Here is a 24,839-nt window from a genome sequence, read left to right as displayed (position 1 = left end):
ATCAGACTGGCTCCCAGCCGTCCTTCTCGCTGGCGCGGTAGATCGCATCGATCACCTTCTGGTTCAGCTTCGAGTTTTCGAGCGTGACGATCTCTTCCTTGCCGTTCTTTACCGCCCGAGCGAAGGCCTCGACCTCGCGCCTGTATTGGCGGCTGTCCTGATAGCGGAAGATGCGCGATTCATTGTGGCTGCGATCGGCCAGTTCGATCTCTTCCGGTCCCCAGCGATTGGCGTTGAAGGGCGACTTGACCTCGATGTAACCTTCGGTGCCATGGAAGACCATGACCTGGCGGTTGGCCATCTGCGTCGAGACGTAGAAGCTCAACTCGAAATCGCCGAAATCGGCCTTGACGCTCGAATAAATATCCGTGCCGAAATCCGGATCGCGCTCGGTAATCGCCTGGACTGAGAGCGGCTCCTTGCCGGTGGAAAAACGCGTGCTCATGACGGGATAGACGCCGATATCGGGAAGGCCGCCGCCGCCGAGTTCCGGAACGTTGCGCATATTGGCGGGGTCGCGGTTGAAATAGGTGAAAGCGCCCTGCACATGCCGGAGCGAACCGATCGCACCCTCGCCGATCAGTGAACGCACCTTATGCCAGACTGGGGAATAGGTGACCATGTAGGCTTCGGTGACCACCACGCGATTGCGGTCGCGGGCAGCAATCACGGCGTCGATATCATCGGCCTTCAGCGCCAAGGGCTTTTCGCAGAGCACATGCTTTCCGGCATCGGCTGATTTGATCGACCATTCGATATGCTGCGACGTCGGCAGCGGGATATAGACGGCGTCGATGACGTCGGAAGCCAGCATTTCCTCATAGGAGCCGAAGGCATGCGGCACGGAAAAGCGATCGGCCATTTCCCTTGCACGCGTCAGATCGCGGCTGGCGATCGCCGTAACGACGCAATTTTCAGCGTCCTGGATGGCGGGAACGACATTGTCGCGACCGATCTTCGCCGTTGAAATGATACCGAAACGCAGCATGTGCGAGCCTCCCAAAACCAATGCCGTCGAACCATATTCAGGCCTCGAGCGCGACGCAATGGTGCGATATGAAATTGCAGAAGTCGGGTTTGCCTAGTGCCGGGATCGCGCTAACTTGGCCAAACGGCGTTCTGCCGTATCCGCGATTCAATACAGCCTTTTATATTTCACCCATTTTGGAGAGCCTTATGGAACTGCGCCGGCTTGGGAAAACAGGTCTTTCGGTCGCACCGATCGTCATCGGCGGCAATGTCTTCGGCTGGACGGCCGACGAGAAAACATCCTTCGCCATTCTCGACGCATTTTTCGATGCCGGGCTCAACACGGTCGATACGGCGGACGTCTATTCCGCATGGGTTCCCGGCAGCAAGGGCGGCGATTCCGAGGAGATCATCGGACGCTGGCTGAAACAGGCCAAGGTTGGCCGCGACAAAGCCATCATAGTTACCAAGGTGGGCTCGGACATGGGCGAGGGAAAGACGCTCAAGGAGAGCTATATTCTGAAGGCGGTCGAGGCGTCGCTGCGCCGGCTGCAGACCGACTATATCGATCTCTATCTCGCGCATTGGCCGGATGCCGACACACCGCACGAGGAAACGCTCGGCGCCTTTGCAAAGCTGAAGCAGCAGGGCAAGATCCGCGCCATCGGCTGCTCGAACTATGACGCGGATCTGCTCCAGGCGTCCTTCGACGCGGCCGAGAGGGCAGGCCTGACCCGCTATGACGTGCTGCAGCCGGAATATAATCTTTACCAACGCGCCAGTTTCGAAGGGCCGCTTGCCGATCTCTGCGTTCGTCAGGATATCGGCGTCATCACCTATTTCGGCCTCGCCGCCGGCTTTCTCACCGGCAAATACCGCAGCAAGGCCGATACGCAGGGACGGGCCCGCGAAGGCCGCGTTTCGCAGTATTTCGATGAAAAGGGCCTGCGCATTCTCGCCGCGCTCGACAAGGTGGCTGCCGAGACCGGCGCCACGCCGGCGGAAATCTCGCTTGCCTGGCTGTTGCGCAAGAGGGGCGTGACGGCGCCGATCGCCAGCGCGACCAGCCTGTCACAGCTCGAAAGCCTGGTGACGTCGGCGACACTTTCCCTTTCCCACGACGCAATGGCGCTGCTCGACGAAGCCGGCGCTGAAAGAACACAGCCATGACCGCAACGATACGTGATGCCCGCCCCGAGGACGAAGCCCGCTGGCGCGAACTTTGGGCCGCCTATCTCGCCTTTTACGAGGTGACTGTCGATGCAGATATCACCGACCAGACATGGCGCCGCGTCTTCGATCCGGCCTCCGCGATCGCAATGCGCGTCGCCGAGGTCGACGGCAGGATTATGGGCTTTGCTCTTTTCCTGACGCATGAGGGCACCTGGATCCGCGGCAGGGACTGCTACCTCGAAGACCTCTTCGTCGATCCCGATGCGCGCGGCAAGGGCGTCGGCCGGTCGCTGATGGACGATCTCATCGCGCTCTGCAAGGCGAAGGGCTGGTCGCGGCTCTATTGGCATACGAGCGAGCAGAACAAGACGGCCCGCGCGCTCTATGACAGCTATGTCGAAAGCGACGGTCACATCCGCTACCGCATCAGTTTCTGAGTGAAGGGAATCCCTCATAGAAAGCGCCGTGATCACCCTCCCAGTTCGCCATGCCCGGCTTGGTCAGGATGCCGCGCGGCCTGACATAGCTCTGGATCACCCGCTTCGGCCGTTCATGCCATTGGATATTGAAGGCCCAAAGCTTTGGGAAGAAGCAGAGCGTGGCGTAGGGCAGATGGTCGTGGATCCACCAGGCGAGCCGCTGCCAGTCGCTTTCATCGCGATAGCGGTCGATCACCCACGGCACGGCAATGCAGACGGCGGCGCCAATGCAGCCGTCGAAATCCCTGAGATCCCAGATGTGATGCGCAGCGGTGGCGGCATTGGTGGAACAGTTCAGATTGTTCGCGTTGCCGAAGCGGTTGACCTCAGGCGAGCGGTAACCGGAGCGGATGTGCAGGCGCCCGAACGTCGCTTCGAGCGGCTCCAGCAGTTCCTGGCAAAGCTGCGTGCCGGCTTCGATCGCCAGATCGGGATCCTCGGGGATATTGGGGATTCGGTAGAAATCGGCGATTTCGGAATGGAGGAAATCGCGGAAGAAGAAGTTTTGCGACAGCCGTACGCGGCCGAGATCCTCCAGACCTTTCATCGAACCCGGCTTTCGCATGAGCTTTTCTTCCTCCACATCGGCGGCAGGATGATTGCCCGGCGCGGTTTTCCAGTCCACCCGAAATCGGTCGGGAACAAATTGCGCGATCTTTGCTTCTTAGTGTGTCGCCGCGTTCGCGGCCTTTCCCAAAACAAGGATCGAGAAAATGGCCAAGGAAAAGACGTTGGAAGATCTCTTCTACGACACGCTCAAGGACATCTATTTTGCCGAGCGGCAGATATTGCGCGCCCTGCCGAAGATGGCGCGCGCCGCCCAGTCCTCCGAACTGAAGGCCGGTTTCCAGAAGCATCTCGAGGAAACCGAAGCCCAGGTCGAGCGCCTGCAGCAGGTTTTTGAAAAGATCGGCAAGCGCGCCCAGGGCAAGACCTGCGAGGCAATCCAGGGCATTATCGCCGAGGGCGAAGAGATCATGGAAGAATTCAAGGGCACAGCGGCGCTGGATGCCGGGCTGATCTCCGCCGCCCAGGCGGTCGAGCACTATGAAATCGCCCGTTACGGCACGCTGAAGACCTGGGCCGCAACGATCGGCCTGAAGGATGTCGTCGCCCTGCTCGACCAGACGCTGCAGGAGGAAACGGCCACCGACAAGATCCTTACCAAGCTCGCCACGACGGCGGCAAACCAGAAGGCAAAAGCCGCCTGAGGAAACGAGGCAAACGAGCGGCGGCCCTCACCGGCCGCCCGCATCCCTCTCCACATACCTGAAGAAATCGATAAAGGCGCGCAGCGCCGGCCGCATCTGCCGCCGGCTCGGATAATAGACAAACGGCCCGGGATAGGGCGCACACCAATCCTCCAGCACCCGCACCAGCCTGCCGGCCGACAGTTCAGTATGCACGCGCATATCGAAGAGATAGGCAAGACCGGCGCCGTTCAGCGCCGCAAGAAGGGCCAGCCGGTCCTCGCTGACGACAAGCGGCCCGTCGACCGTGACGATCAGTTCCTGCCCGTCCTTTTCGAATTCCCAACGATAGATGGAGCCGTTGGTGAAGCGTCGCTTGATGCAGCGATGATGGACGAGATCGCGCGGGTGCTGCGGCTTCGGATGGCGTTCGAAATATTCGGGCGAGGCCGCAATCACTGTCGTCAAATTGGGCGAGATTCTGACGGCGATCATATCGGCCTCCAGGCTCTCCTCCAGCCGGATGCCCGCGTCGAAACCCTCCTTGACGATATCGGTGAAGCCGTCCTCATTGGCGATCTCCAGCGTGATATCGGGATAGAGATTGAGGAAATCGCCAAGGCGCGGGGCGAGCAGAATATCGGAGGCGAAGCGCGGCGCCGTGATGCGCAGGTTTCCGGCCGGTTTGCCGCGCGTATCGTTGACCGCCTCCAATGCGATACCGATTTCCTCGAGCGCCGGACGCAACCTTTCGAGAAGCAGCCGACCTTCCTCCGTTGGCGCGACACTGCGGGTCGTGCGCGCCAGGAGCCTGACGCCGAGACTTTCCTCCAGGCTAGATATGGCGTGGCTGACCGCCGACGGCGCGACGAGCAGTTCCTTGGCCGCGGCTCGGAAGCTGCGATGTTCCGAGACGGCGGCGAGAACGGCGAGTTGAGAGAGTTGCCTTCTGTTCATTGATCTAAATTATAGAACAGGTTGTTAGAAACTGCATGCATTTTTGATTGATACGGCGCCGATATAGTCTGGCTGTACCGCAATGATCTCCCAACCGGTTCGACGTCAGCTCAGAAAAGGAGCGCATCATGAAAACCAGAAAACTCGGAAACGATCTCACGGTCTCTGCCGTCGGCCTCGGCTGCATGGGCATGAGCTTTGCCTATGGCGCCAGCGACGAAGCGGAATCGGTCAAGACGCTGCACCGCGCCGTCGATCTCGGCGTCACCTTCTTCGACACGGCCGAAGTCTATGGTCCCTTCACCAACGAGGTTCTTCTCGGAAGAGCGCTGAAGCCCTTCCGCGACCGCGTGGTGATCGCCACCAAATTCGGCTTCAAGATCGATACCAGCCAGGCCGGCGCTGCCGCCATCGCCGGTGTTGACAGCCGTCCTGAGCATGTGCGTGCGGTTGCCGAAGCCTCACTGAAGCGTTTGGACATCGAGACCATCGATCTCTTCTACCAGCACCGGGTCGACCCCAACGTGCCGATCGAGGAGACGGTCGGCGCCATGGCCGAGCTTGTGAAGGAAGGGAAAGTCCGTGCCCTCGGCCTCTCGGAAGCCGGCAGCGCCACGATCCGCCGCGCTCATGCGGTCCATCCGATCGCAGCGCTTCAGAGCGAATATTCGCTGTGGACGCGCGATCCCGAAGAGGATGTGCTTGCCACCTGCCGCGAACTCGGCATCGGCTTCGTGCCCTACAGCCCCCTCGGGCGCGGTTTCCTGACAGGAGCGATCCGCAAGGCCGACGACCTTGCCCACGACGATTTCCGCCGGCAGGTACCGCGTTTCCAAGCGGAGAATTTCGACGCCAATGCCGCGCTTGTCGCAACGCTCGAAAAGCTTGCCGCCGCAAAAGGCGTGACCGCGGCGCAGCTGGCACTGGCCTGGGTGCTGAACCAGGGCGACGACATCGTGCCGATCCCCGGCGCGCGCAAGCTTCACCACCTCGAACAAAACGTCGCTGCTGCCGATATCACGCTCAGCGCGGTGGAGCTCGATCAACTCGGCGAGGCGATCCCAGCGGCACAGGTGGCGGGCAAGCGCTATTCGGATGCCTCGCTTGCCATGACGAATATTTGAGAACGGACAAGCCCGGCCGGTCGCACAGGTCGGGCTTGCCTTCGCGGCCGGCGAAACTATCTAACGCCATCTTGGAGAACGGGATGGAAACATGTCGGACAGACAGGCAGTCGAGCAGACGGTTCACCTCTATGTCGAAGGCATGGCCTTCGCCAATGCGGCAGCCTTGAAGAAGGCCTTTCACCCGAAAAGCTCGATCATCGGCTATTACCAGAATGCCGTCGAATGGCTGACGCGGGACGAATTCATCGCCGCAATTCTGGCCGAGGAGCCGGCCCCTCCCGGCACGCAGCCTTTCATGGACATCCAGAACGTCGATGTCGAGGGTGACGCGGCAAGCGTGAAGGTCACCGACGATTTCGCCGGAATGCGCTTCACCGACTATCTATCGCTGCTGAAGATCGAAGGCCGATGGGTGATCGTCAGCAAACTCTATCATTTGCACACATGAAAAGACCGGCCGCTCGCGCGACCGGTCCAATATATCTTCGGCAGATGAAGCTCAGCTTCTGAGGACGCCGCCGGTGAATTTCGTGACGCTCGCCACGATCTTCTGCGTCAGCGCCTCGAAATCCTCGTCCGTCAGCGTGCGCTCGACCGGCTGGATCTGAACCTCGATCGCTACCGACTTCTTGCCCTCGCCGACCGATGCGCCCTCGAAGATGTCGAAGACGGTGACGCCGGTGACGAGCTTACGGTCGGCGCCGGTCGCAGCCTTGACGATCGCGCCTGATTCCACCGTCTTGTCGACGACGAAGGCGAAGTCGCGCTTGACGGCCTGGAAAGGCGACAGATCGAGCGCCGGCTTGGTGCGGGTCGCCTTCTTTTTCGGCTCCGCCATGGCATCGAGATAGACTTCGAAGCCGCAGAGAGCACCGGAGACATCGAGGGCTTCCAGCGTCAGCGGATGGAATTCACCGAAATAGCCGAGCACGATCTTCGGCCCCATCTTGATCGTGCCGGAGCGGCCGGGATGGTACCATTCGGGGCCGCCCTGCTCGATCTGGATATTGCCCATCGGCAGGCCGCAGGCTTCGATGACGGCGAGCGCATCGGCCTTGGCGTCGAAGACGTCGACCGGCTTGCCACCGCCCTTGGCTGTATTGGACCACATGCGGCCGGCGCCGGCGAGCGATGCCGTGCCACGGCGGATGCCGCCGGCGACGCGGCGCTGGCCTTCCGGCCGGTCGTTTTCATAGGTGCCGGAGACTTCGAAGATCGCAACGTCGGCGTAACCCTTGTCGGCATTGCGCTGAGCCGCCGTCAGCAGGCCCGGCAGCAACGACGGGCGCATGTCCGACATTTCGGCGGCGATCGGATTGGCAAGCTTGAGCGCGGGCGAACCGCCGCCGAACAGCCTTGCCTGATCCTCTGGAATGAAGGACCAGGTCACGGCCTCCAGCATTCCGCGCGCGGCGAGCGCCCGCTTCGCCGTGCGGGTGCGGATCTGCAGCGTCGTCAGGATCCGGCCATTGACGGCGGCATGGCTTTCGAGCGGCGCCGGCTTGATATTGTCGACGCCGTGGATGCGCATGACCTCCTCGACGAGATCGGCCTTGCCGTCGACATCAGGACGCCAGGAGGGAACGGCGACGGAGACCCTCTCGCCGGAGCCTGAGACCGTGAAGCCGAGACGCGTCAGGATCGTGTTGCTTTCCTCATTGGAGACTTCGAGGCCAGTCAGGCGCTTGACCTCCGAATAGGGGAAATCGACAACCTTCGGTTCGCAGCCGCGATAGCCGGCAATCTCGGCCCTGGTAGCGGTGCCGCCGCAGAGTTCCAGCACCAGTTCGGTCGTGCGTTCGAGACCGGGAACCATATATTCCGGATCGACGCCGCGTTCGAAGCGGTAGCGGGCATCGGTGATGATGCCGAGGCTGCGGCCCGATTTGGCGATGTTCATCGGGTCCCACAGAGCTGATTCGATCAGCACGTCGACGGTGTTCTCGTCGCAGCCGGAATGTTCTCCGCCCATGATGCCGCCGATCGATTCGATGCCGTCTTCATCCGATATGACGACATTGTTCGGGCCGAGCTTGTATTCGCGCTGGTCGAGCGCCAGTACGGTCTCACCTTCCCTCGCGCGGCGGACAGTTAGATTGCCCTTGATCTTGGCGGCATCGAAGACATGGATCGGCCGGCCCTGATCGAAAGTCATGTAATTGGTGACGTCAACCAGCGCGTTGATCGGGCGCAGGCCGATGGCTGTGAGCCGTTGCTGCATCCAGCGCGGGCTCGGGCCGTTCTTGACGCCGCGCACGAGACGCAGCGCGAAGCCCGGGCAGAGCCTGGGATCATCGAGATCGAGGGTCAGCTTGACTGGCGTCTCGCCTTCGACGGCAAAAGACGGCGCGGGGCGCATCTTCAGCCTGCCGAGACCAGAGGCGGCAAGATCGCGGGCAATGCCGTGGATCGAGGTGCAATCCGGCCGGTTCGGCGTCAGGTTGATCTCGATGACCGGATCGTCGAGATTGATATAGGCGGCGTAACTCTGGCCGACCGGCGCATCCTCGGGCAGTTCGATGATGCCGTCATGACTGTCGGATATCTCAAGCTCCTTTTCGGAGCACATCATGCCGCGGCTTTCGACGCCGCGGATATTGCCGACGGCGAGCGTGACGTCAATGCCGGGAACATAGGTTCCAGGTGCGGCGAAGGCGCCGACGAGGCCCGCGCGCGCATTCGGGGCGCCGCAGACGACCTGTACCGGCGCGCCGGATCCGGTATCGACCATCAGCACCTTCAGGCGATCGGCCTGCGGATGTTTTTCCGCCGAGAGGACCTTGGCGATAACGAAGGGCTTGAACGCCGCCTTGTCGTCGACATCTTCAACTTCCAACCCGATCTCGGTGAGGCGGGCGCAGATTTCATCCAGCGTGGCATCCGTTTCGAGATGCTCTTTCAGCCAGGAGAGCGTGAATTTCATCGTCCCAAATCTCCGTTCAAGCGCTCAGACCGCCGAACAGCGTCGGCATGTCGAGCGGGCGGAAGCCGTAATGCGTCATCCAGCGGACGTCGGCATTGAAGAAGTCGCGCAGGTCGGGCATGCCGTATTTCAGCATGGCGATGCGATCGAGACCCATGCCCCAGGCAAAACCCTGGTATTCGTCCGGATCTAGCCCGCCATAGCGCAGCACGTTCGGGTGGACCATGCCGCAGCCGAGAATCTCCATCCAGTCGGTGCCTTCGCCGAACTTGACGATCGGGCCGGAGCGGTCGCACTGGATATCGACCTCGAAGGAGGGCTCGGTGAAGGGGAAGAAGGACGGGCGGAAACGCATCGTCACGCTTTCGACCTCGAAGAAGGCCTTGCAGAATTCTTCCAGCACCCAGCGGATGTTGGCGACATTGGCCTTCTTGTCGATGACGAGGCCTTCGACCTGATGGAACATCGGCGAATGGGTGGCGTCGCTATCCTGACGATATGTCTTGCCGGGAATGATGATGCGGATCGGCGGCTGCTGCGCTTCCATGGTGCGCACCTGCACCGGCGAGGTATGGGTGCGCAGCACCTTGCGCTCGCCGTTCTCATCCGGATTGAAGAAGAAGGTGTCGTGCATCTCGCGGGCCGGATGGCCTTCGGGAAAATTCAGCGCGGTGAAATTGTAGTAGTCGGTCTCGATATCGGGACCTTCGGCGATCGAGAAACCCATATCGGCGAAGATCGCGGTGATCTCGTCGACGATCTGGCTGATCGGATGGATGCGGCCGCGCTCGGCGGGCGAGGAGCGCACCGGAAGGCTGACATCGACCGTCTCGGCCTTAAGACGGGCATTGACCGCCGCCATTTTCAGCACCGATTTGCGCTCGGCAATGGCGTCCGTCACCTCGTTCTTCAAGGCGTTGATCGCCGCGCCGCGGGTCTGGCGTTCCTCCGGCGTCATGGTGCCGAGCGTCTTCAAGAGCTCGGAGACAGAGCCCTTTTTGCCGAGGGCGGACACGCGCACGGCCTCGAGCGCGGGCTCATCACCGGCGGCGGAAATTTCGGCAAGCAAGGTGGATTTAAGCTGGTCGATATCTGACATCGTCTTCTTTCCGTCCAGATCAGGCGGCGTTCGAGAGGCGGGCTGGAGAGGCCGGCGCAAGGAGTATAGAGAAAGAAAAACCCGCGCCAGCCCAAACCAGCGCGGGTTTCCCAAAATTCAAAAAAGCGTCAAGCTTGGGAAGCGCTGGTTACCGAACCGCGCCTTCAAACTCGTTCGCCGTGCCGGTTTCCTTGAGATACTCAAGAGCCTTCTTGGCGGCAGCAACCAGGGCGCCGAATGCTTCCGGCTCATGGATCGCCATGTCGGAGAGAACCTTGCGGTCGACTTCGATGCCTGCCTTGTTCAGGCCGTCGATGAAGCGGCCATAGGTCAGGCCAAATTCGCGGACGGCAGCGTTGATGCGCTGGATCCAGAGTGCGCGGAAATTGCGCTTGTTGACCTTGCGGTCGCGGTAGGCGTACTGCTTGGCGCGATCGACGGCGGCCTTGGCGGTACGGATGGTGTTCTTGCGGCGGCCGTAGAAGCCCTTCGCCTGCTTCAGAACCTTCTTATGCTTGGCGTGGGCTGCGACGCCTCTCTTTACACGTGCCATTTCATGATCTCCTTAATCTAACGCGTTACCGGAATAGTCTCAGAGACCGTTCGGCAGATAGTTCTTCACGACCTTGCGGCCATCGGGTTCTGCGAGAACCATCGTGCCGCGTGCATCGCGAATGAACTTGTTCGTGCGCTTGATCATGCCATGGCGCTTGCCAGCGGCAGCCGCCTTGACCTTGCCGGATGCGGTGATCTTGAACCGCTTCTTGGCAGCGGACTTCGTCTTCATCTTGGGCATTTTGCTACTCCTTCTGTCCTCCCTGCACGCTTCATCAAAAAGCCCTCCTCGCGAAGTCCGGTTCTCCGGCCGTCGCAACAAGGTGCGGGAGCGTTTGTTGTTGATCTGCGGCATCGGCGACGAACCGTTCCGCAAGCATTCGAAACTGCCACGGCATGCCCTGCCGGTCAGTTCGGACGCGCGCTTATAACCGCAGCGTCACGAAAGTGCAACGGGGCCGCGGAGGAATCTTCGGCTATGCATGTCGCGCGGAAGTGTGCGGCGGTTCCGGGATAACGACATGCATAAAACAAAGGGGCCGAAGATAGGGTGGCCGAACGCACAAAAGCCGCCCTTGCGGACGGCCTTGGGCAAAAAGTGACTGGCGCTTACTTCGGCGCCAGCACCATCATCATCTGGCGGCCTTCGAGCTTGGGCTCGGCTTCCACCTTGGCGATCTCGGTCGTATCCGCCTTGACCTGCTGCAAAAGCTTCATGCCGAGTTCCTGGTGAGCCATTTCGCGGCCGCGGAATTTCAGCGTCACCTTGACCTTGTCGCCCTCGTCGAAGAAGCGGCCCATCGCCTTCATCTTCACCTCATAATCATGGGTGTCGATGTTCGGGCGCATCTTGATTTCTTTGACTTCGACGATCTTCTGCTTCTTGCGCGCCTCGGCAGCCTTCTTCTGGTTGGCATATTTCAGCTTGCCCAGATCAAGGATCTTACACACCGGCGGTTCGGCATTTGGGGAAATTTCGACAAGATCGAGGCCGGCTTCTTCCGCCATTCTCAAGGCCTGGTCGGTGGGCACGACGCCCATATTCTGTCCGTCAGCCGCGATCAGCTGAACTTTGGGAATGCGGATTTCACGATTCGAGCGCGGTCCGTCCTTCACGGGCGCATCGGTCTTAAAAGGTCTGCGAATGGTCGTATTCTCCTCGCGTTGTTTCGGAACGTTGCAGCCGCGCGCTCCCGATCATCAGGGGCGCAAACCTATCTCGTTATCGCTGCAACGGAGTCAATATCACCCTATAGCGGAAAAATCACCCGCTGTCAGCCTGCCAAGAATCTGTTTTATAGGCCAAAACAACAGGAGTTTCGCCGATGTCCGATCCGATGGAGAATACCCAACCCCAGTTCATGACGGTCGGTGAAGGCGAGGCGGCGCGTGAAATCGCCATGCTCGTCCGCCCCGCCCAAGCCGGCAATACCGCCCCATCTCTCGTTTGGCTATCCGGCTACCGTTCGGACATGAGCGGCACCAAAGCCCTCGAGCTCGACGGGCTGGCGCGCGAACTCGGGGCCGCCTGCATCCGCTTCGACTATTCAGGCCACGGTCTTTCCGGCGGCAGCTTCCGCGACGGCACGATCTCGCGCTGGCTGGAGGAAGTGCTTGCCGTCATTCGTCATCTTGCGCCGGACAGGATCATTCTCGTCGGTTCCTCGATGGGAGCCTGGATCGCGCTCCGGCTGGCGCAGGAACTCGCCCGACAGGGTGGTCCGAAGCTCGCCGGTATGGTGCTGATCGCGCCGGCGCCCGATTTCACGTCGGAACTGATCGAGCCGAACCTTAAGGCCAAGGAGCGCAAGTCGCTGGCGGAGCGCGGCTATTTCGAAGAGCGCTCGCAATACAGCCCCGAACCGAACATCTATACGCAGGCACTGATCGAGGACGGGCGCAAGAACCGTGTGCTCGACGGCATGATCGAGACGGGCTGCCCGGTGCATATCCTTCAGGGCATGAAAGATCCCGACGTGCCGCATGCGCACGCAATGAAGCTTCTGGAGCACCTTCCCGCCGACGACGTGGTGCTGACCTTCATCCGCGATGGCGACCACCGCCTTTCCCGCCCGGGCGATATCGCCCTTCTGCTCAGCGCCGTCAAAGGCATCATTCGTTCATCAACAAATATGCAGATGCCCATTTGAACAGCACCGACCGCGAAATTCCCCTAACGCAAGCCGCCAACCCGTTGCATTTTAACCATGTTGGCGCGTCGCAACGCTCTCCCAAGAAGTAACGATTGACTCTTCTCGGCCCTCTCCATTAACAATTTGTTAATAATTTAAGGGGCGATCGAGGAAAGGGCGGGCGTGCGATTCAAGGGTATCTTTGTGGCCATGACGGCCGTGTTTGCGATGGCGACTGCCGCCATCCCAGCTCCAAGCAGAAATGCTTCCATGGTAACAGGCAACGCCACCTCTCAGCCGATCGGCCATTATGATTTCTGTCAGACCCACAGCAGTGAGTGCGGCGCGAACCGCAATGCGGGTCCGGTCGAGATGACGCCTGCGAAGTGGTCGCTCGTCCGCTCGGTCAACGCTACGGTCAACAGCACGATCAAACCGATGACCGACAAGGAAATCTACGGCAAGGACGAGGTCTGGGCCTATCCGACGACCGCTGGCGACTGCGAGGATTTCGCGCTCTTGAAGCGCCGCATGCTGATCCAGCGCGGCTTTTCGGCCGCCGACCTTCTGATGACCGTCGTGCGCAAGCCTGACGGTGAAGGCCATGCCGTCCTGACGCTGCGCGCAGCCGACGGCGACTTCGTGCTCGACAATCTCGCAGCCGACGTGAAGCCCTGGTTTGCGACGCCCTACACCTTCGTCAAGCGCCAGTCGAGCTACAATGCCGGCCGTTGGGTCACCATCGAGAACGGCCGCGACCTTCTGGTCGGCGCTCTTCGCTAAGAATTTTCAAGGGGATGCGGGGGAAAAGGCCGGCGAAAGCCGGCCTTTTGCTTTTTGGAGATTGGAGACGCGTCGTCGTTAGCTTTCGCAGTCCTCGTCCTTCGAGGTCCGTGCTGTGCACCTCATTGAGGGCTGATCGTCTGCGTGCCGCCGGAGATGAGGTGTTGATACGCCGCACCGTCTCCCGGCCCTTCGCTTTGGCTCAGGGCGTTCGTCGCTGCAATCGATTCACTGGATCGATTGCTCGGCTTCGCCGACCGCTCCTCACCCATTCCCAATCAAAATACCGGCGGCGAGTACCAGGCCGCCGCCGAGCACGACCTGGAAGGCGGCGCGCAGGAAGGGGGTTTCCATGTAGCGGTTCTGGATGAAGGCGATTGCCCAGAGCTCGAAGAAGACGATGATGGCGGCAGTGATCGTTGCCGTCCAGAAATGCGGGATCAGATAGGGCAGCGCATGGCCGAGGCCGCCGAGCGCCGTCATGATGCCGCAGGCAAGGCCACGTTTGACCGGCGAGCCCCGGCCGGAGATTTTTCCGTCGTCATGGGCGGCTTCGGTGAAGCCCATCGAGATGCCGGCGCCGACGGAGGCGGAAAGACCGACGAGGAAGGTCTGCCATGTATCCTGGGTAGCGAAGGCTGCGGCAAAGATCGGCGCCAGCGTCGAAACCGAGCCGTCCATCAAGCCGGCAAGGCCCGGCTGCACATAGGTCAGCACGAATTGCCGGTGCGCCGTCTCGTCCTCGTCGCGCCTGATATCCTCAGGCGTATGTTTGTCGCCAAGCATGCGGGCGATGTCTTCGTGCCCCTGTTCGGCGAGTGCGAGGTCGCCGAGCAGCTCACGCGTCGAGGCGTCGGTGGTGCGCTTTGCCGCCTCGACATAAAATCGATAGGCCTGCTCCTCCATCGCCTCGGTCTCCTGCCGCATCGCATCGAGCGACAGGTTGGCTCGCAGCCAGTCCGGCTTGCGTTCGTAAAAGCCCTGCACATGCTCGCGCCGAATCAGCGGGATGCGCTCGCCGAAACGTTGACGATGGATTTCGAACAGCGATTTGCGGTGCGTATCCTCGACCTCGGCCATATCTTCAAAGACCTTGGCCGAAGCCGGAAATTCAGGGCGCAGCTTGTCGGCATAGGCGAGATAGATGCGGGCGTCATCTTCCTCGGAGGCAATCGCAAGGGCGAGAATCTCCTGCTCGGAGAGCGAATCAAAGGATCGTTTCGGCGACCTGAAAAAACGCGCCAGCATAAACTTCTCCAAAAAATTTAGAATAATTCTAAACCTAGGCAAGGAAGCGATGGTGGTCAAGTGGCCGAGGCGGACCGGCTGACAGATTGCCGCAATCCGCACGAGCGGCTTTGGTTCGCTGAGGTAAAGACTTATATGAGAGACGCCGCATCATGCGGCGCCGGGGTTTATGATGAACAATGACATTCAGGGCCGCCCTGCCCATGTCGCGGCGATCCGCGAAAAGGCGGAGGCCGAGATGCGGACGATAGGGGTCGACGAGGCTTTTATCGGCAGGCTGGTCGAAACGTTTTACGCGCGCGTGCTGGAGCATCCCGATCTCGGTCCGGTATTCGATGCGCGGCTTTCCGGCCGCTGGCCAGAGCATATAGAGAAGATGAAGAGCTTCTGGTCGGCCGTTGCCTTCCGCAGCGGCGCCTATGGCGGCAAGCCGGTGCAGGCGCATACCGGCGTTCAGAACCTGACGCCCGATCTTTTTCCGAAGTGGCTGTCGCTGTTCGCCGCAACGCTTGACGAGATCGCCCCCTCGTCGGAAGCCAAGGTCTGGTTCATGGCGACCGCCGAGCGGATTGCCAAAAGCCTGACGCTGTCGCTGTTCTACAATCCCGCTCTCGACGATCCGGCGAAAAAGGCGGGCTGATCACTGCCGAGCGGAAAAGGTCGCGCCGGCACTTGCGGCGACCACCAAGGCAGTTCCGGCCATCTGCAGCAGCGTCATCGGCTGGGCCAGAATGACGAAACCGGCGAGTGCCGCGATGGCCGGCTCGAGGCTCATGAGAATGCCGAAAGATGCCGTCGGCATGCGCCGCAAGGCGATCAGCTCCAGCGTGTAGGGAAGCAGCGGCACGAGAACGGCAAGGCCGACCATTTCAACAAGGCCGTAAGCATCGAGCTTCGGGATGGCGCCGGCGATGCCGAAGGGTGTCGCGACAAGAGCGGCGGCCATCAGCGATATGGAAAGCCCCTCCAGCCCCTTGAAGCTCGCGCCGATCCTTTTTGTCAGGACGATATAGATCGCCCATCCGGTTCCGGCGCCGAGTGCAAAAAGAATGCCCTCGATATTGCCGACCCAGCCTTCACCGTCATGAGCAAGCGCCAGAACGCCAAATGCTGCAATGAGAGGCCAGAGGAGACGCCGGCTGAGGCCATAGCCGATGGTCGCAACGGAAAGCGGGCCGAGAAAATCGATCGCTACGGCAAGACCGAGGGGAATGCGCTCGATCGCCGCGAAGAAGCTCATGGTCATCAGCGCTGTCGCCGCGCCGAGGACCAGAGCGCTCGTCCATTGCGCCCTTGTGTAGCTGAGGACGCGCGGCCGCACGACAAGGGCGAGAATGATGGCCGCAAAAGCCAGGCGCAGCCAAGAGGCGCCGGCCGGCCCATAGGTTGAGATGGCTGAGGATGAGAGTGCGGCGCCGAACTGGATCGACGACATGGATAGGAGACACATTAGCCCGCCAGTCGCCACCCCGCCAAATGCTGTTGACGCCTCTGCGGTCAGCGTGCCCGCGCCGGCATTTGCTCTTTCTTCCATACCCGTCCCCTCGCCGATTGTGCGCTGTTCTTACGAAGACGGTCTGCGAGCGACAAATTCAAACTTCTGATCCGGCCAGCAAAAGGCCTTATGCAAGATTAGAGACGGCAGGCCAGGATGACCTCTTCGGCATCCTCCAAACTCATGTCGAACACCTTCCTGCCGATGTCGAAGCTGAAGCCGTTGCGGGCGAAGGCCGAAAGCTCTTTGGCCTTTCGCTTTTCGTCAAGCTCGACGCGGCGGAAGGGGCCGAAGGCGCGTTTGCGGGCAAATATCGCAGCAGCATAGAGATCGTCAGCCTCCTCAAGGGCGGCCTCTACCTTATCACCAGCGACGCCCTTGGCCGCAAGTTTCCGGGCGATGGCGCGCTTCGATTTGCCGCCGCGCAGCTGAGAACGCGTGCTGATCTCGGCATAGGCGCCATCATCGAGCGCCTTGTTGTCATAGGCGAACCTGACGGCGAAATCGGCAAGGGCCTTGAGTTGCGCCGCACCGATATCCTCGAACTTCTCTTTCGCCTTGCGGGTGATGGCGTCAAACAGCTGCTTTTCGGTCATCATCCGCCGCTCCAAGCGATAGATGGCGGAGTTGCGGGCCCAGCTCAGCATGCGAGGCGTCGGAATGTCGGATGGAACGATCTCGTCGGTCATATCAAGCAATCAGGCTTCCAGGCCCTTGAGGACATTGGCGACGTTGAGGCCAATTTCCGGCACGCCGTAACCGCCCTCCATGCAGGTGACGACGGGCAGGCCGGCGGCGGAGATCATCTCTCCCATGCGAATGAAGTCTTCCGACTTCAGCTGGAAAAAGGAGATCGGGTCGCGCTCGAAGGTATCGACGCCGAGCGCCACAACGATCGCCTCGGCGCCGAAAGCCTTGATGCGGGCGAGCGCATCGGCAAGGGCCGAAGACCAGACCTGCCAGGGCGTGTGCGGCGGCATCGGATAGTTGCGGTTGCTGCCCGTACCCTGCCCTTCTCCTTCCTCGTCGGCATGGCCGAGGAAATAGGGAAAGGCAAACATCGGATCGCCATGCAGCGAGGCCGTGAAGACATCGCCTCTGTGATAGAAGAGGTCCTGCGTGCCGTTGCCGTGATGGAAATCGACATCGAGCACGGCGATCTTCTTCGCGCCGTGATCGATGAGCCGCTGGGCCGCGACGCCCGCATTGTTGATGAAGCAATAGCCGCCGAAGAGATCGATGCCGGCATGGTGGCCGGGCGGACGGCAAAGCGCAAAGGCGAACCGGTTACCGGCATTCAGCCAATCCGCTCCGGTGATGGCGCAACGCATGGAGGCGATCGCCGCTTCATAAGAGCCCTTGGTGATGGAGGTGTCGGCGGCATTGGCATAATGGCCGATCGCGCCGACGATATTGTCGGGCACGCGATGGCTGGTGCGGCGGACCGGGAAGGAATTGGCGATCGCTTCGCCTTCGAAACCGGCCGCCACCCAGCGATCCCAGACGGTGGCGAGAAAATCGAGATAGGCGGGGTCATGCACCTTTCGGGCCGCTTCCAGCCCATGCGCGTCCGGCGCTGCGACATCGGCAAAACCCGCTTCCTTGACCGCCGCCAGGATCCACTCGGCCCGAAACGGCGCCTCGAAGGGCGTCACCAGCTGGCCGGCATAGAGCTCGGTCCTGGCGTCACGCAGCTTATGGTCTTCGGAATAGATGACGCGCATTTCGGATCCGTCCTTGATTGGAATTCGAGATTTACATGGGTCGGCCGCGACAAAAAAGCCGGCGCGGCGCCCTTGATCGCCAAAGTGAATGACTTCACCCTTCGCGATGTTTTGAGTCCGAAGGAAACTGCCGCATGAAAGTGCTGATGGTCGATGTCGACGGCGTGCTCATCCATGGCCGCCCGGCCGACGGGCTGCCCCACTTCACCTATCTCGAGCGCGATCTCGGCCTGCGACCCGATCTGCTGCAGCAGGAGTTTTTCCAGGTTCACTGGGGCGCCATCATCATCGGCCGCGAAGCACTGGAGCCAACGCTCGCCGGCGTGCTCGCAAAGATCGCGCCCCATCTCAGCGCCGCGGCGCTGATCGACTACTGGTTCGAAAACGATTCCCGGCTCGACCGCAATCTGCTGGCGGATCTCGCCGCTCTCAGGCGAAGCGGTATCACTCTCTTCCTGGCGACGAACCAGGAGCACAGGCGGGCGCATTATCTGATGGAACAGCTGGGCCTTTGCGCCCACTTCGACGACATCATCTATTCGGCAGCACTCGGACACAGCAAACCGTCGCCTGATTTCTTCCGGCTGGCGACCGAACGCGCGGGGGTCCTGCCTGAGGAGATCGCCTTTGTCGACGATATGGCGGCCAACATCGAAGCAGCGCGGCAGTTCGGCTGGAACGCGACGCATTGGACGGCGGGCGTGACGCTTACCGGCGCGTTTCCAATATTCGCAAGGTGAGCATGGGCCACGCGGGCGCAATCAGGCGAGCCGCTTGTAGAACAGCGTGGTGTCGCAGAAGCCGCCTTCCGGCCACAGCGCATAATCCGGGATGACGCCGACGCGCTGCCAGCCGAGGCGCGGGTAGATGGCTTCGGCATCGCTGCCGGTTGCCGTGTCGAGCACGAGCAGGGTTTTACCGCGGGCGGCCGCTTCGCGTTCGGCAGCTTCCATCAACAGGCGTGCGAGACCCTTGCCGCGAGCGGAGCGATGCACCAGGAGCTTTTTCAGGTCGCCGCGATGCGGCTGGTTCGGCATCTGCGCGGCACCCACCTGCACCGTGCCGACGATCCGGCCATCGAGTTTGGCGACCAGCAGTAGACTGCTGCCGGCGGCGACTGCATCTGCAACGTCCAGCCAATATGGCTCGGCATCTTCCGGTCCATAGGGCTGCATGAAGCCGACGGAAGCGCCGCCCGTGACGCAATCGGCCAGTACCTCCGAGAGGGCCGGAATTGCAGCGCGGGCCTCCTCGGCAGAAAGGATGCGAATGTCAGGCATGGTCTTCTCCTGAAATGAAGGTCGTCATCGGCCGCCGCGATCGAGCACGACGCAATAGCGCGCCGGGGCATTGCCGGGATTATGGAAGGAATGGCCCTCGCCGACGGGCATGAACAGGCAGTCGCCTGGACGCAGCCGGTAGACCGTCTCACCCGCAGTCATCTCCAGCTCGCCATCGAAGAGCCAGACATGCTGCGTCATGTCATGGGATGCCGCATGCGGTGGGAAGCTGACGCGGGCGCCGGGTGGAAATTCGACTTCGACGATATCGACGGCGGAGCCGGTGCCGGGCGCCGATACCGCGCGCCTGAGATAACCGGTTTCCGGATCGCGCCAGACCTGCTGTTCCTGCCGCCGCGCCAGCGGCGAGGCTTGCTGCCCCTCCTCTGCAAAGAAGGCTGAGAGCGACAGGCCGAGCGCGGCGCAGACCCTTGCCAGCAGCGAGGCGGTCGGGCTCGCCTCCGCCCGCTCTATGCGCGAAATCATCGCGCGGCTGACGCCAGACGCCTCGGAAAGCTCATCCAGCGTCAGGCCCTTTTCCAGCCGCAAGGTGCGAATGCGGCTGCCGATCGCCTGTTCGAGTTCCTGTTCCATCGCCGATCCTAGATTCTACTATAAGAGAAATACCTTATCTCATCATGGAATCAAGCGTCTTTTTGATGCGTCGTCGCGCTTGCCTTCACCGCCGTGCCGCCGATATATGGCAGCGGCGCTTGGAGAGGGGAGGACATCATGGACGGCAGCTTGCAGAACATCGAAATCACAGGAAACTTCACGGCCGCCGCCTGGGACCGGATCAAGCCTCTCATGGCCGAGATCGAGCGATTGCCGCTCCTGGAACGGCTTTCGGACGGCACGCTGCCGCCGGAGGTTTTCCGTCACTACATCCTGCAGGACGCAATCTATCTGAAGCATTATGCCCGGTGCCTCGCCATCGTCGCGGCAAAGGCGCCCGACAATGCGCAGGTGCTGCGCTTCCTCGGTTCGGCGCAGAAGGCGATCACCGTCGAGCAGGGCCTGCATGCAGGCTTCCTCTCTCAATTCGGCATTTCGAGCGCAGATGTGACGGCCGCAGAGCCCTCGCCTTCCTGCTTCGCCTATACGAATTTCCTTCTGGCGACCGCCTATCATAGGTCCTATGCTGTTGCGCTTTCGGCCATCCTGCCCTGCTTCTGGATCTACATGCATGTCGGCGAAGGCATCAAAGGCAGACCCGCGATCGAAGGCAATGTTTATCAGGCCTGGATCAACACCTATGGCGATCCGCAATTCGCCGCTGGCGCCCGCGAAGTGATCGCACTGACCGATATCGCCGCCCGCGCCGCATCGGAGACGGAGCGCGCCGAAATGATGGACGTTTTCGTGCGCGCCTCCCAATATGAATGGATGTTCTGGGATTCGGCCTGGCGGCTGGAGAGCTGGCCGGTCTGACGCAGGCCGGGCAGACCCGCAAAATAGCGTAAACTCCCGATTAATTACCGCTTTGCGGCAGGGGGCGGCGCTGCTATATGGCGCGCATGAACACCAATTCGACCACTCCGCTGTCCCATATCCGCAACTTCTCGATCGTGGCCCATATCGACCACGGCAAATCGACGCTGGCCGACCGCCTGATCCAGACGACGGGCGGACTTGCCGAGCGCGAAATGTCCGAGCAGGTGCTCGACAATATGGAGATCGAGCGCGAACGCGGCATCACCATCAAGGCCCAGACCGTGCGCCTGCACTATCAGGCAAACAATGGCGAGAAATACATTCTCAACCTGATCGACACGCCCGGCCACGTCGATTTCGCCTATGAAGTCTCGCGGTCGCTGTCGGCCTGTGAGGGCTCGCTGCTGGTCGTCGACGCCAGCCAGGGCGTGGAAGCGCAGACGCTCGCCAATGTCTACCAGGCGATCGACAACAACCACGAGCTCGTCACCGTGCTCAACAAGATCGACCTGCCGGCCGCAGAGCCCGACCGCATCAAGGAACAGATCGAGGAAGTGATCGGCATCGACGCTTCCGAGGCCGTGTTGATTTCGGCCAAGACCGGCCTCGGCATTCCCGACGTGCTGGAAGCGATCGTCCACAAGCTGCCGGCGCCGAAGAGCCCGGGCGGCGAGAAGGCGCCGCTGAAGGCGCTGCTGGTCGACAGCTGGTACGACACCTACCTCGGCGTCATGGTTCTCGTGCGCGTCATCGACGGCGTGCTGACCAAGGGCCAGACGATCCGCATGATGGGCACCGACGCGAAATACCAGGTTGAACGGGTCGGCGTGCTGACGCCGAAGATGGTCAATGTCGACAGCCTCGGCCCCGGCGAAATCGGCTTCATCACCGCCTCGATCAAGGAAGTGGCCGATACACGCGTCGGCGATACGATCACCGAAGACAAGCGCCCGACCGCCGAAGCCCTGCCGGGCTTCAAGCCGGCGCAGCCGGTCGTCTTCTGCGGCCTCTTCCCTGTCGATGCCGCCGATTTCGAAGACTTGCGCGCCGCCATGGGCAAGCTTCGCCTCAACGACGCGTCCTTCTCCTTCGAAATGGAATCGTCGGCAGCCCTCGGCTTCGGCTTCCGCTGCGGCTTCCTCGGCCTGCTGCATCTCGAAATCATCCAGGAGCGCCTGGAGCGCGAGTTCGACCTCGATCTCATCGCAACAGCGCCTTCCGTCGTCTATCAGCTGACGATGACCGACGGCAGCGAGCGCGAACTGCACAATCCGGCCGACATGCCCGATGTCGTCAAGATTGCCGAAATCCGCGAGCCGTGGATCAAGGCGACAATCATGACGCCGGACGATTATCTCGGCGGCATCCTGAAACTCTGCCAGGACCGTCGCGGCATCCAGACCGAGCTGACCTATGTCGGCACCCGGGCGATGGTGACCTATGAACTGCCGCTGAACGAAGTCGTCTTCGACTTCTACGACCGGCTGAAATCGATCTCCAAGGGCTATGCATCCTTCGATTATCACCTCGAAGGCTACCGTGCAGGCAACCTCGTGAAGATGTCGATCCTCGTCAATGGCGAGCCGGTCGATGCACTCTCGATGCTTGTGCATCGCATGGCAGCTGAAAAGCGCGGCCGCGACATGTGCGAGCGGCTGAAGGAGCTTATTCCGAAGCACATGTTCAAGATCCCGATCCAGGCGGCGATCGGCGGCAACGTGATTGCCCGCGAAACCATCTCGGCGCTGCGCAAGGACGTGACCGCCAAGTGCTATGGCGGCGACGCCACTCGCAAGCGCAAACTGCTCGACAAGCAGAAGGAAGGCAAGAAGCGCATGCGCCAGTTCGGCAAGGTGGAGATTCCGCAGGAAGCCTTCATCGCCGCGCTCAAGATGGGCGACGAATAACGCTTCTCAATGACGCTTATGCGCATATGATTTGCGCATAAGACGAGGAGATCGTTATGGGTCATCGGGCGAGAACAGCAGCGAATCTTTCACTTGATGAAAGCCTCGTTTCCCAGGCCCGCGAGCTCAAGATCAACATATCGCGGGCGGCGGAAGAAGGTATTGCGAAAGCGATAAAGGCGGAACGCGAGCGGCTGTGGCGGATCGAGAACGCCGAGGCGATCCGGCTCGAAAACGAATATGTCGAAAAACACGGCCTGCCGCTCGCCGAGTACCGTCAGTTTTAGAGCGGTTCAGTTTTTGATTGAAGCGCAGAACCGCTCTGTCCCGACCTCGGAAATTGGAGAAGCCGTCACAGATCTATCGGGCAAAAGCGATGTCATCATCGGCGCCATGGACTTTCTCTTCCAAGGCTTCTGAGCCTTATCCCCTGCTCATATACTCCTTCACCAACCCCTCATAGGCGTCCATCTCGGGTAGCGCTTCGTAACTATACACCGCGCCGGTCTCGGCAAACGACAGCTTCTCGCTCGTCCATGTCTCGATGAATGGCGTGAACCAGCTCGGGTCGTCGAGCATGGTGACGCGCAGATTGACGAACCAGTCCATGCCTTCCGGCCGGGTGAACATCCAGCTCATGCAGTGCGGGCAGAAATAATGCCTGGTGGCGCCGTGCAGGCCGCCGATAACAGGCTCGCCCTTGGTAACCTCGAAACCTTCGCTGGGGATGGCGGCACTCAGCGAATAGGCGCTCGCCGTCATCTTCTGGCAGCCTGTGCAATGGCAGGCCATGGCCAGCAGCGGCGGAGCGCTGATCTTCAAGCGCACCCGGCCGCAGCGGCAGCCGCCTTGCATGGGCAAATTCGGTGATGTCATGATCTTTCTCCCCTTCCGTCCTCTGATCTAGAGGATGCGGCGTCATTGTCGAGGGAGCGCACCGGTGCAAATCTCAAAAGCGGTTTATCGGACGCGCCGGATTGCCGACCACCGTTGCGCCCGCCTGCACATCCTTGGTGACGACGGCGCCCGCACCCACGATCGCGCCATCGCCGATCGTCACGCCGCCGAGGATGATGGCGCAGCCGCCGATCCAGACTTCGCTGCCGATTGCGACCGGCCGGGCGATCTCGATTCCCCTACTGCGAAGCGCCGAATCCTTGTGATGCTCGGCGCAATAAATCTGCACGCCCGGTCCGAACATGGTGCGATCGCCGATCGTCACGCTGCCGGAATCGAGGATGGCGCAGCCGGAGTTGATATAGACGCGCTCGCCGAGGGTGATGTTGATGCCGTAGGAACAATGAAACGGCGCTTCGATAAAGATATCGGGGGCGGCTCGTGCAAAAAGCGCCCTGAGGGCGGGGGCTGCGGCGCCGCGCTCGTCCGGCGGCAGCGTATTGTGGGCGTGGACGGCGAGCCGCGCCTGCCGGCGAAGGTGATCGAGTTCGTCATCCAGGCAGCAATACCACTCACCCGCCGCCATCTTCTCGCGTTCGCTTGCCGTCATCGCATCGCTCTTCAAGCCGGGACCTGCGACCGCATCTCGACCTCTTGCCGTTCGATCTGCCCGACCCAGGCGCGGGCGATGGCAAGGCCGGCGGCATCGGCGCCACCAGCATGCCGCGCAGCCAGTTCGGCATAGCTTTGCAGCCAACCAGGCGCGATGCGTTCTATCGTGTCAGGGAATTCCGCCTTCCACTGCTCGACCACCCTTCTGTCGGCCTCGAAATGAAACTGCGTGCCGTAGACGGCGCGGCCGATACGGAAGGCCTGGTTCTCGGCGACAAGGCTGGTCGCGAGACGAACGGCGCCTTTCGGCAGGGAAAAGGTATCGGCATGCCACTCGAAGATGGTGAATTCGCCGCCAAGCGCCGAGAGCAGCGGATCGGAGCGGCCTTCATCAGTGACGCCGATGCTGTGCCAGCCGAATTCGCGGGCGGCTCCGAGATGGTTGTCGGCGCCATAGGCGCGGGCAAGAATCTGGCTGCCGAGGCAGATGCCGAGCACGGCCTTGCCGGCATCGCCGAAGCGGCGCGCGAGCCGGGCGAGCTCCGGCAGATAAGGATGCGTCTCGTCATCCAGCGCACTCTGCTCGCCGCCGAGAACGACCAGCGCGTCATGACCGGATATGTCCGGCGGCAGGATGCCATCCCGCCAGACCCGGAACCACTCGATCTCAGCACCCGCCTCGTTTAGCGCCGTGGCAAGCGCGCCGAGGCCGGTGTTGCGCATATTTTCGACGACTGCGACTCGCATAGGTTCTCCCCGGTGGTCGGCAGTTAGAAACCATGCCGAAGAACGGCGCGCAAGATGCTTGCCCGTGCGCGATTGCGTCTGCACGCCGCAAGCGCTTAAATCATGCCA

The 24,839-nt window shown here is 61.3% G+C and carries 29 protein-coding genes; 12 read left to right on the top strand and 17 right to left on the bottom strand.

Translation table 11 applies throughout. The features are described 5' to 3' along the window. Nucleotide 1: 1 nt before the first annotated feature. Entirely contained in the window at nt 2-988 is a 987-nt protein-coding gene (locus tag NMA58_RS21615; protein WP_434711871.1) for a Gfo/Idh/MocA family protein, read from the bottom strand. Between the two features lie 188 nt (nt 989-1,176). Between NMA58_RS21615 and NMA58_RS21610 the strand changes: the two genes are divergently transcribed. Further along, a complete protein-coding gene (locus NMA58_RS21610) occupies nt 1,177-2,139 on the top strand; it encodes an aldo/keto reductase (RefSeq protein ID WP_434711870.1) in 963 nt (320 codons plus the stop codon). Next, nucleotides 2,136-2,579, top strand: coding sequence for a GNAT family N-acetyltransferase (locus NMA58_RS21605; RefSeq protein WP_434711869.1), 444 nt, complete (start codon nt 2,136-2,138; stop codon nt 2,577-2,579). The genes NMA58_RS21610 and NMA58_RS21605 overlap by 4 nt, the downstream gene beginning before the upstream one ends. On the opposite strand, the gene NMA58_RS21600 is transcribed toward NMA58_RS21605, so the two are convergent. Beyond that, the gene (locus NMA58_RS21600; protein ID WP_434711868.1) at nt 2,569-3,186 is read right to left on the bottom strand and encodes a hypothetical protein; all 618 of its coding nucleotides are present in this window, start codon (nt 3,184-3,186) and stop codon (nt 2,569-2,571) included. The two genes, NMA58_RS21605 and NMA58_RS21600, sit on opposite strands and share 11 nt — an antisense overlap. A 148-nt stretch (nt 3,187-3,334) precedes the next feature. Between NMA58_RS21600 and NMA58_RS21595 the strand changes: the two genes are divergently transcribed. Beyond that, nucleotides 3,335-3,832 carry a ferritin-like domain-containing protein gene (locus NMA58_RS21595; RefSeq protein WP_434711867.1) on the top strand — a complete coding sequence of 166 codons (498 nt, stop codon included), beginning with the start codon at nt 3,335-3,337 and terminating at the stop codon, nt 3,830-3,832. A gap of 27 nt (nt 3,833-3,859) precedes the next feature. Here the strand turns inward: NMA58_RS21595 and NMA58_RS21590 are convergent, their stop codons facing one another. Continuing rightward, the gene (locus tag NMA58_RS21590; protein ID WP_434711866.1) at nt 3,860-4,768 is read right to left on the bottom strand and encodes a LysR family transcriptional regulator; all 909 of its coding nucleotides are present in this window, start codon (nt 4,766-4,768) and stop codon (nt 3,860-3,862) included. Between the two features lie 128 nt (nt 4,769-4,896). Here NMA58_RS21590 and NMA58_RS21585 point away from each other — a divergent pair, with 128 nt between their 5' ends. Further along, entirely contained in the window at nt 4,897-5,892 is a 996-nt protein-coding gene (locus NMA58_RS21585; protein ID WP_434711865.1) for an aldo/keto reductase, read from the top strand. Between the two features lie 91 nt (nt 5,893-5,983). Further along, nucleotides 5,984-6,343, top strand: coding sequence for a nuclear transport factor 2 family protein (locus NMA58_RS21580; RefSeq protein ID WP_011423650.1), 360 nt, complete (start codon nt 5,984-5,986; stop codon nt 6,341-6,343). 51 nt (nt 6,344-6,394) lie between these two features. On the opposite strand, the gene pheT is transcribed toward NMA58_RS21580, so the two are convergent. The 5 genes from pheT to infC all read right to left on the bottom strand — a co-directional run bounded on the left by pheT (nt 6,395) and on the right by infC (nt 11,618). Then, nucleotides 6,395-8,818, bottom strand: coding sequence for a phenylalanine--tRNA ligase subunit beta (gene pheT / locus NMA58_RS21575; RefSeq protein ID WP_434711864.1), 2,424 nt, complete (start codon nt 8,816-8,818; stop codon nt 6,395-6,397). A gap of 16 nt (nt 8,819-8,834) precedes the next feature. Beyond that, nucleotides 8,835-9,917 carry a phenylalanine--tRNA ligase subunit alpha gene (gene pheS / locus NMA58_RS21570; protein WP_183700671.1) on the bottom strand — a complete coding sequence of 361 codons (1,083 nt, stop codon included), beginning with the start codon at nt 9,915-9,917 and terminating at the stop codon, nt 8,835-8,837. A 148-nt stretch (nt 9,918-10,065) separates the two neighbouring features. Further along, on the bottom strand, nt 10,066-10,470 hold the full coding sequence (gene rplT / locus NMA58_RS21565) for a 50S ribosomal protein L20 (protein ID WP_064693455.1): 405 nt from the start codon (nt 10,468-10,470) through the stop codon (nt 10,066-10,068). 39 nt (nt 10,471-10,509) lie between these two features. Beyond that, nucleotides 10,510-10,713, bottom strand: a complete 204-nt coding sequence (gene rpmI / locus NMA58_RS21560) for a 50S ribosomal protein L35 (protein ID WP_011423646.1) — start codon at nt 10,711-10,713, stop codon at nt 10,510-10,512. A 368-nt stretch (nt 10,714-11,081) separates the two neighbouring features. Further along, nucleotides 11,082-11,618, bottom strand: a complete 537-nt coding sequence (gene infC, locus NMA58_RS21555; protein WP_073990355.1) for a translation initiation factor IF-3 — start codon at nt 11,616-11,618, stop codon at nt 11,082-11,084. 179 nt (nt 11,619-11,797) lie between these two features. Between infC and NMA58_RS21550 the strand changes: the two genes are divergently transcribed. Beyond that, nucleotides 11,798-12,622, top strand: a complete 825-nt coding sequence (locus NMA58_RS21550) for an alpha/beta hydrolase (RefSeq protein ID WP_434711863.1) — start codon at nt 11,798-11,800, stop codon at nt 12,620-12,622. 165 nt (nt 12,623-12,787) lie between these two features. Further along, complete coding sequence (locus NMA58_RS21545; protein WP_097599539.1) at nt 12,788-13,387, top strand: transglutaminase-like cysteine peptidase; 600 nt, start codon at nt 12,788-12,790, stop codon at nt 13,385-13,387. Between the two features lie 264 nt (nt 13,388-13,651). Here NMA58_RS21545 and mbfA read toward each other — a convergent pair whose 3' ends face one another. Continuing rightward, complete coding sequence (mbfA, locus tag NMA58_RS21540) at nt 13,652-14,635, bottom strand: iron exporter MbfA (protein ID WP_097599540.1); 984 nt, start codon at nt 14,633-14,635, stop codon at nt 13,652-13,654. A 172-nt stretch (nt 14,636-14,807) separates the two neighbouring features. Here mbfA and NMA58_RS21535 point away from each other — a divergent pair, with 172 nt between their 5' ends. Beyond that, the gene (locus NMA58_RS21535; RefSeq protein WP_434711862.1) at nt 14,808-15,275 is read left to right on the top strand and encodes a group III truncated hemoglobin; all 468 of its coding nucleotides are present in this window, start codon (nt 14,808-14,810) and stop codon (nt 15,273-15,275) included. On the opposite strand, the gene NMA58_RS21530 is transcribed toward NMA58_RS21535, so the two are convergent. The 3 genes from NMA58_RS21530 to NMA58_RS21520 all read right to left on the bottom strand — a co-directional run bounded on the left by NMA58_RS21530 (nt 15,276) and on the right by NMA58_RS21520 (nt 17,854). Further along, nucleotides 15,276-16,169, bottom strand: coding sequence for an EamA family transporter (locus tag NMA58_RS21530; protein ID WP_434711861.1), 894 nt, complete (start codon nt 16,167-16,169; stop codon nt 15,276-15,278). Between the two features lie 98 nt (nt 16,170-16,267). Then, on the bottom strand, nt 16,268-16,819 hold the full coding sequence (gene recX / locus NMA58_RS21525; protein ID WP_085779926.1) for a recombination regulator RecX: 552 nt from the start codon (nt 16,817-16,819) through the stop codon (nt 16,268-16,270). Between the two features lie 9 nt (nt 16,820-16,828). After that, nucleotides 16,829-17,854: a histone deacetylase family protein gene (locus NMA58_RS21520; RefSeq protein ID WP_434711860.1), complete on the bottom strand. Its 1,026-nt coding sequence runs from the start codon at nt 17,852-17,854 to the stop codon at nt 16,829-16,831. A 134-nt stretch (nt 17,855-17,988) separates the two neighbouring features. Between NMA58_RS21520 and NMA58_RS21515 the strand changes: the two genes are divergently transcribed. Continuing rightward, nucleotides 17,989-18,594, top strand: coding sequence for an HAD-IA family hydrolase (locus NMA58_RS21515; protein ID WP_183700681.1), 606 nt, complete (start codon nt 17,989-17,991; stop codon nt 18,592-18,594). A gap of 21 nt (nt 18,595-18,615) precedes the next feature. Here NMA58_RS21515 and NMA58_RS21510 read toward each other — a convergent pair whose 3' ends face one another. Then, nucleotides 18,616-19,134, bottom strand: coding sequence for a GNAT family N-acetyltransferase (locus NMA58_RS21510; protein WP_434711859.1), 519 nt, complete (start codon nt 19,132-19,134; stop codon nt 18,616-18,618). A gap of 24 nt (nt 19,135-19,158) precedes the next feature. After that, nucleotides 19,159-19,728 carry a helix-turn-helix domain-containing protein gene (locus tag NMA58_RS21505; RefSeq protein WP_085776616.1) on the bottom strand — a complete coding sequence of 190 codons (570 nt, stop codon included), beginning with the start codon at nt 19,726-19,728 and terminating at the stop codon, nt 19,159-19,161. A gap of 138 nt (nt 19,729-19,866) precedes the next feature. Here NMA58_RS21505 and tenA point away from each other — a divergent pair, with 138 nt between their 5' ends. The 3 genes from tenA (at nt 19,867) to NMA58_RS21490 (ending at nt 22,762) form a co-directional block, all read left to right on the top strand. Continuing rightward, nucleotides 19,867-20,565, top strand: a complete 699-nt coding sequence (gene tenA / locus NMA58_RS21500; RefSeq protein ID WP_434711858.1) for a thiaminase II — start codon at nt 19,867-19,869, stop codon at nt 20,563-20,565. A 77-nt stretch (nt 20,566-20,642) separates the two neighbouring features. After that, the gene (gene lepA / locus NMA58_RS21495) at nt 20,643-22,475 is read left to right on the top strand and encodes a translation elongation factor 4 (RefSeq protein WP_434711857.1); all 1,833 of its coding nucleotides are present in this window, start codon (nt 20,643-20,645) and stop codon (nt 22,473-22,475) included. 56 nt (nt 22,476-22,531) lie between these two features. Continuing rightward, the gene (locus NMA58_RS21490; protein ID WP_434711856.1) at nt 22,532-22,762 is read left to right on the top strand and encodes a type II toxin-antitoxin system CcdA family antitoxin; all 231 of its coding nucleotides are present in this window, start codon (nt 22,532-22,534) and stop codon (nt 22,760-22,762) included. A 136-nt stretch (nt 22,763-22,898) separates the two neighbouring features. On the opposite strand, the gene NMA58_RS21485 is transcribed toward NMA58_RS21490, so the two are convergent. The 3 genes from NMA58_RS21485 to NMA58_RS21475 all read right to left on the bottom strand — a co-directional run bounded on the left by NMA58_RS21485 (nt 22,899) and on the right by NMA58_RS21475 (nt 24,731). Then, on the bottom strand, nt 22,899-23,351 hold the full coding sequence (locus NMA58_RS21485; RefSeq protein ID WP_221113150.1) for a GFA family protein: 453 nt from the start codon (nt 23,349-23,351) through the stop codon (nt 22,899-22,901). Nucleotides 23,352-23,424: 73 nt separating this feature from the next. Further along, nucleotides 23,425-23,982 carry a sugar O-acetyltransferase gene (locus tag NMA58_RS21480; protein WP_434711855.1) on the bottom strand — a complete coding sequence of 186 codons (558 nt, stop codon included), beginning with the start codon at nt 23,980-23,982 and terminating at the stop codon, nt 23,425-23,427. Nucleotides 23,983-23,993: 11 nt separating this feature from the next. Continuing rightward, a complete protein-coding gene (locus tag NMA58_RS21475) occupies nt 23,994-24,731 on the bottom strand; it encodes a type 1 glutamine amidotransferase (protein WP_434711854.1) in 738 nt (245 codons plus the stop codon). Between the last annotated feature and the right edge of the window lie 108 nt (nt 24,732-24,839).

The sequence above is a fragment of the Rhizobium sp. YTUHZ045 genome (genome assembly GCF_051124255.1).
GTDB lineage: Bacteria > Pseudomonadota > Alphaproteobacteria > Rhizobiales > Rhizobiaceae > Rhizobium.
The sequence above is the reverse complement of the archived record's forward strand: the minus strand, read 5'-3'. Positions and strand labels throughout refer to the sequence as shown.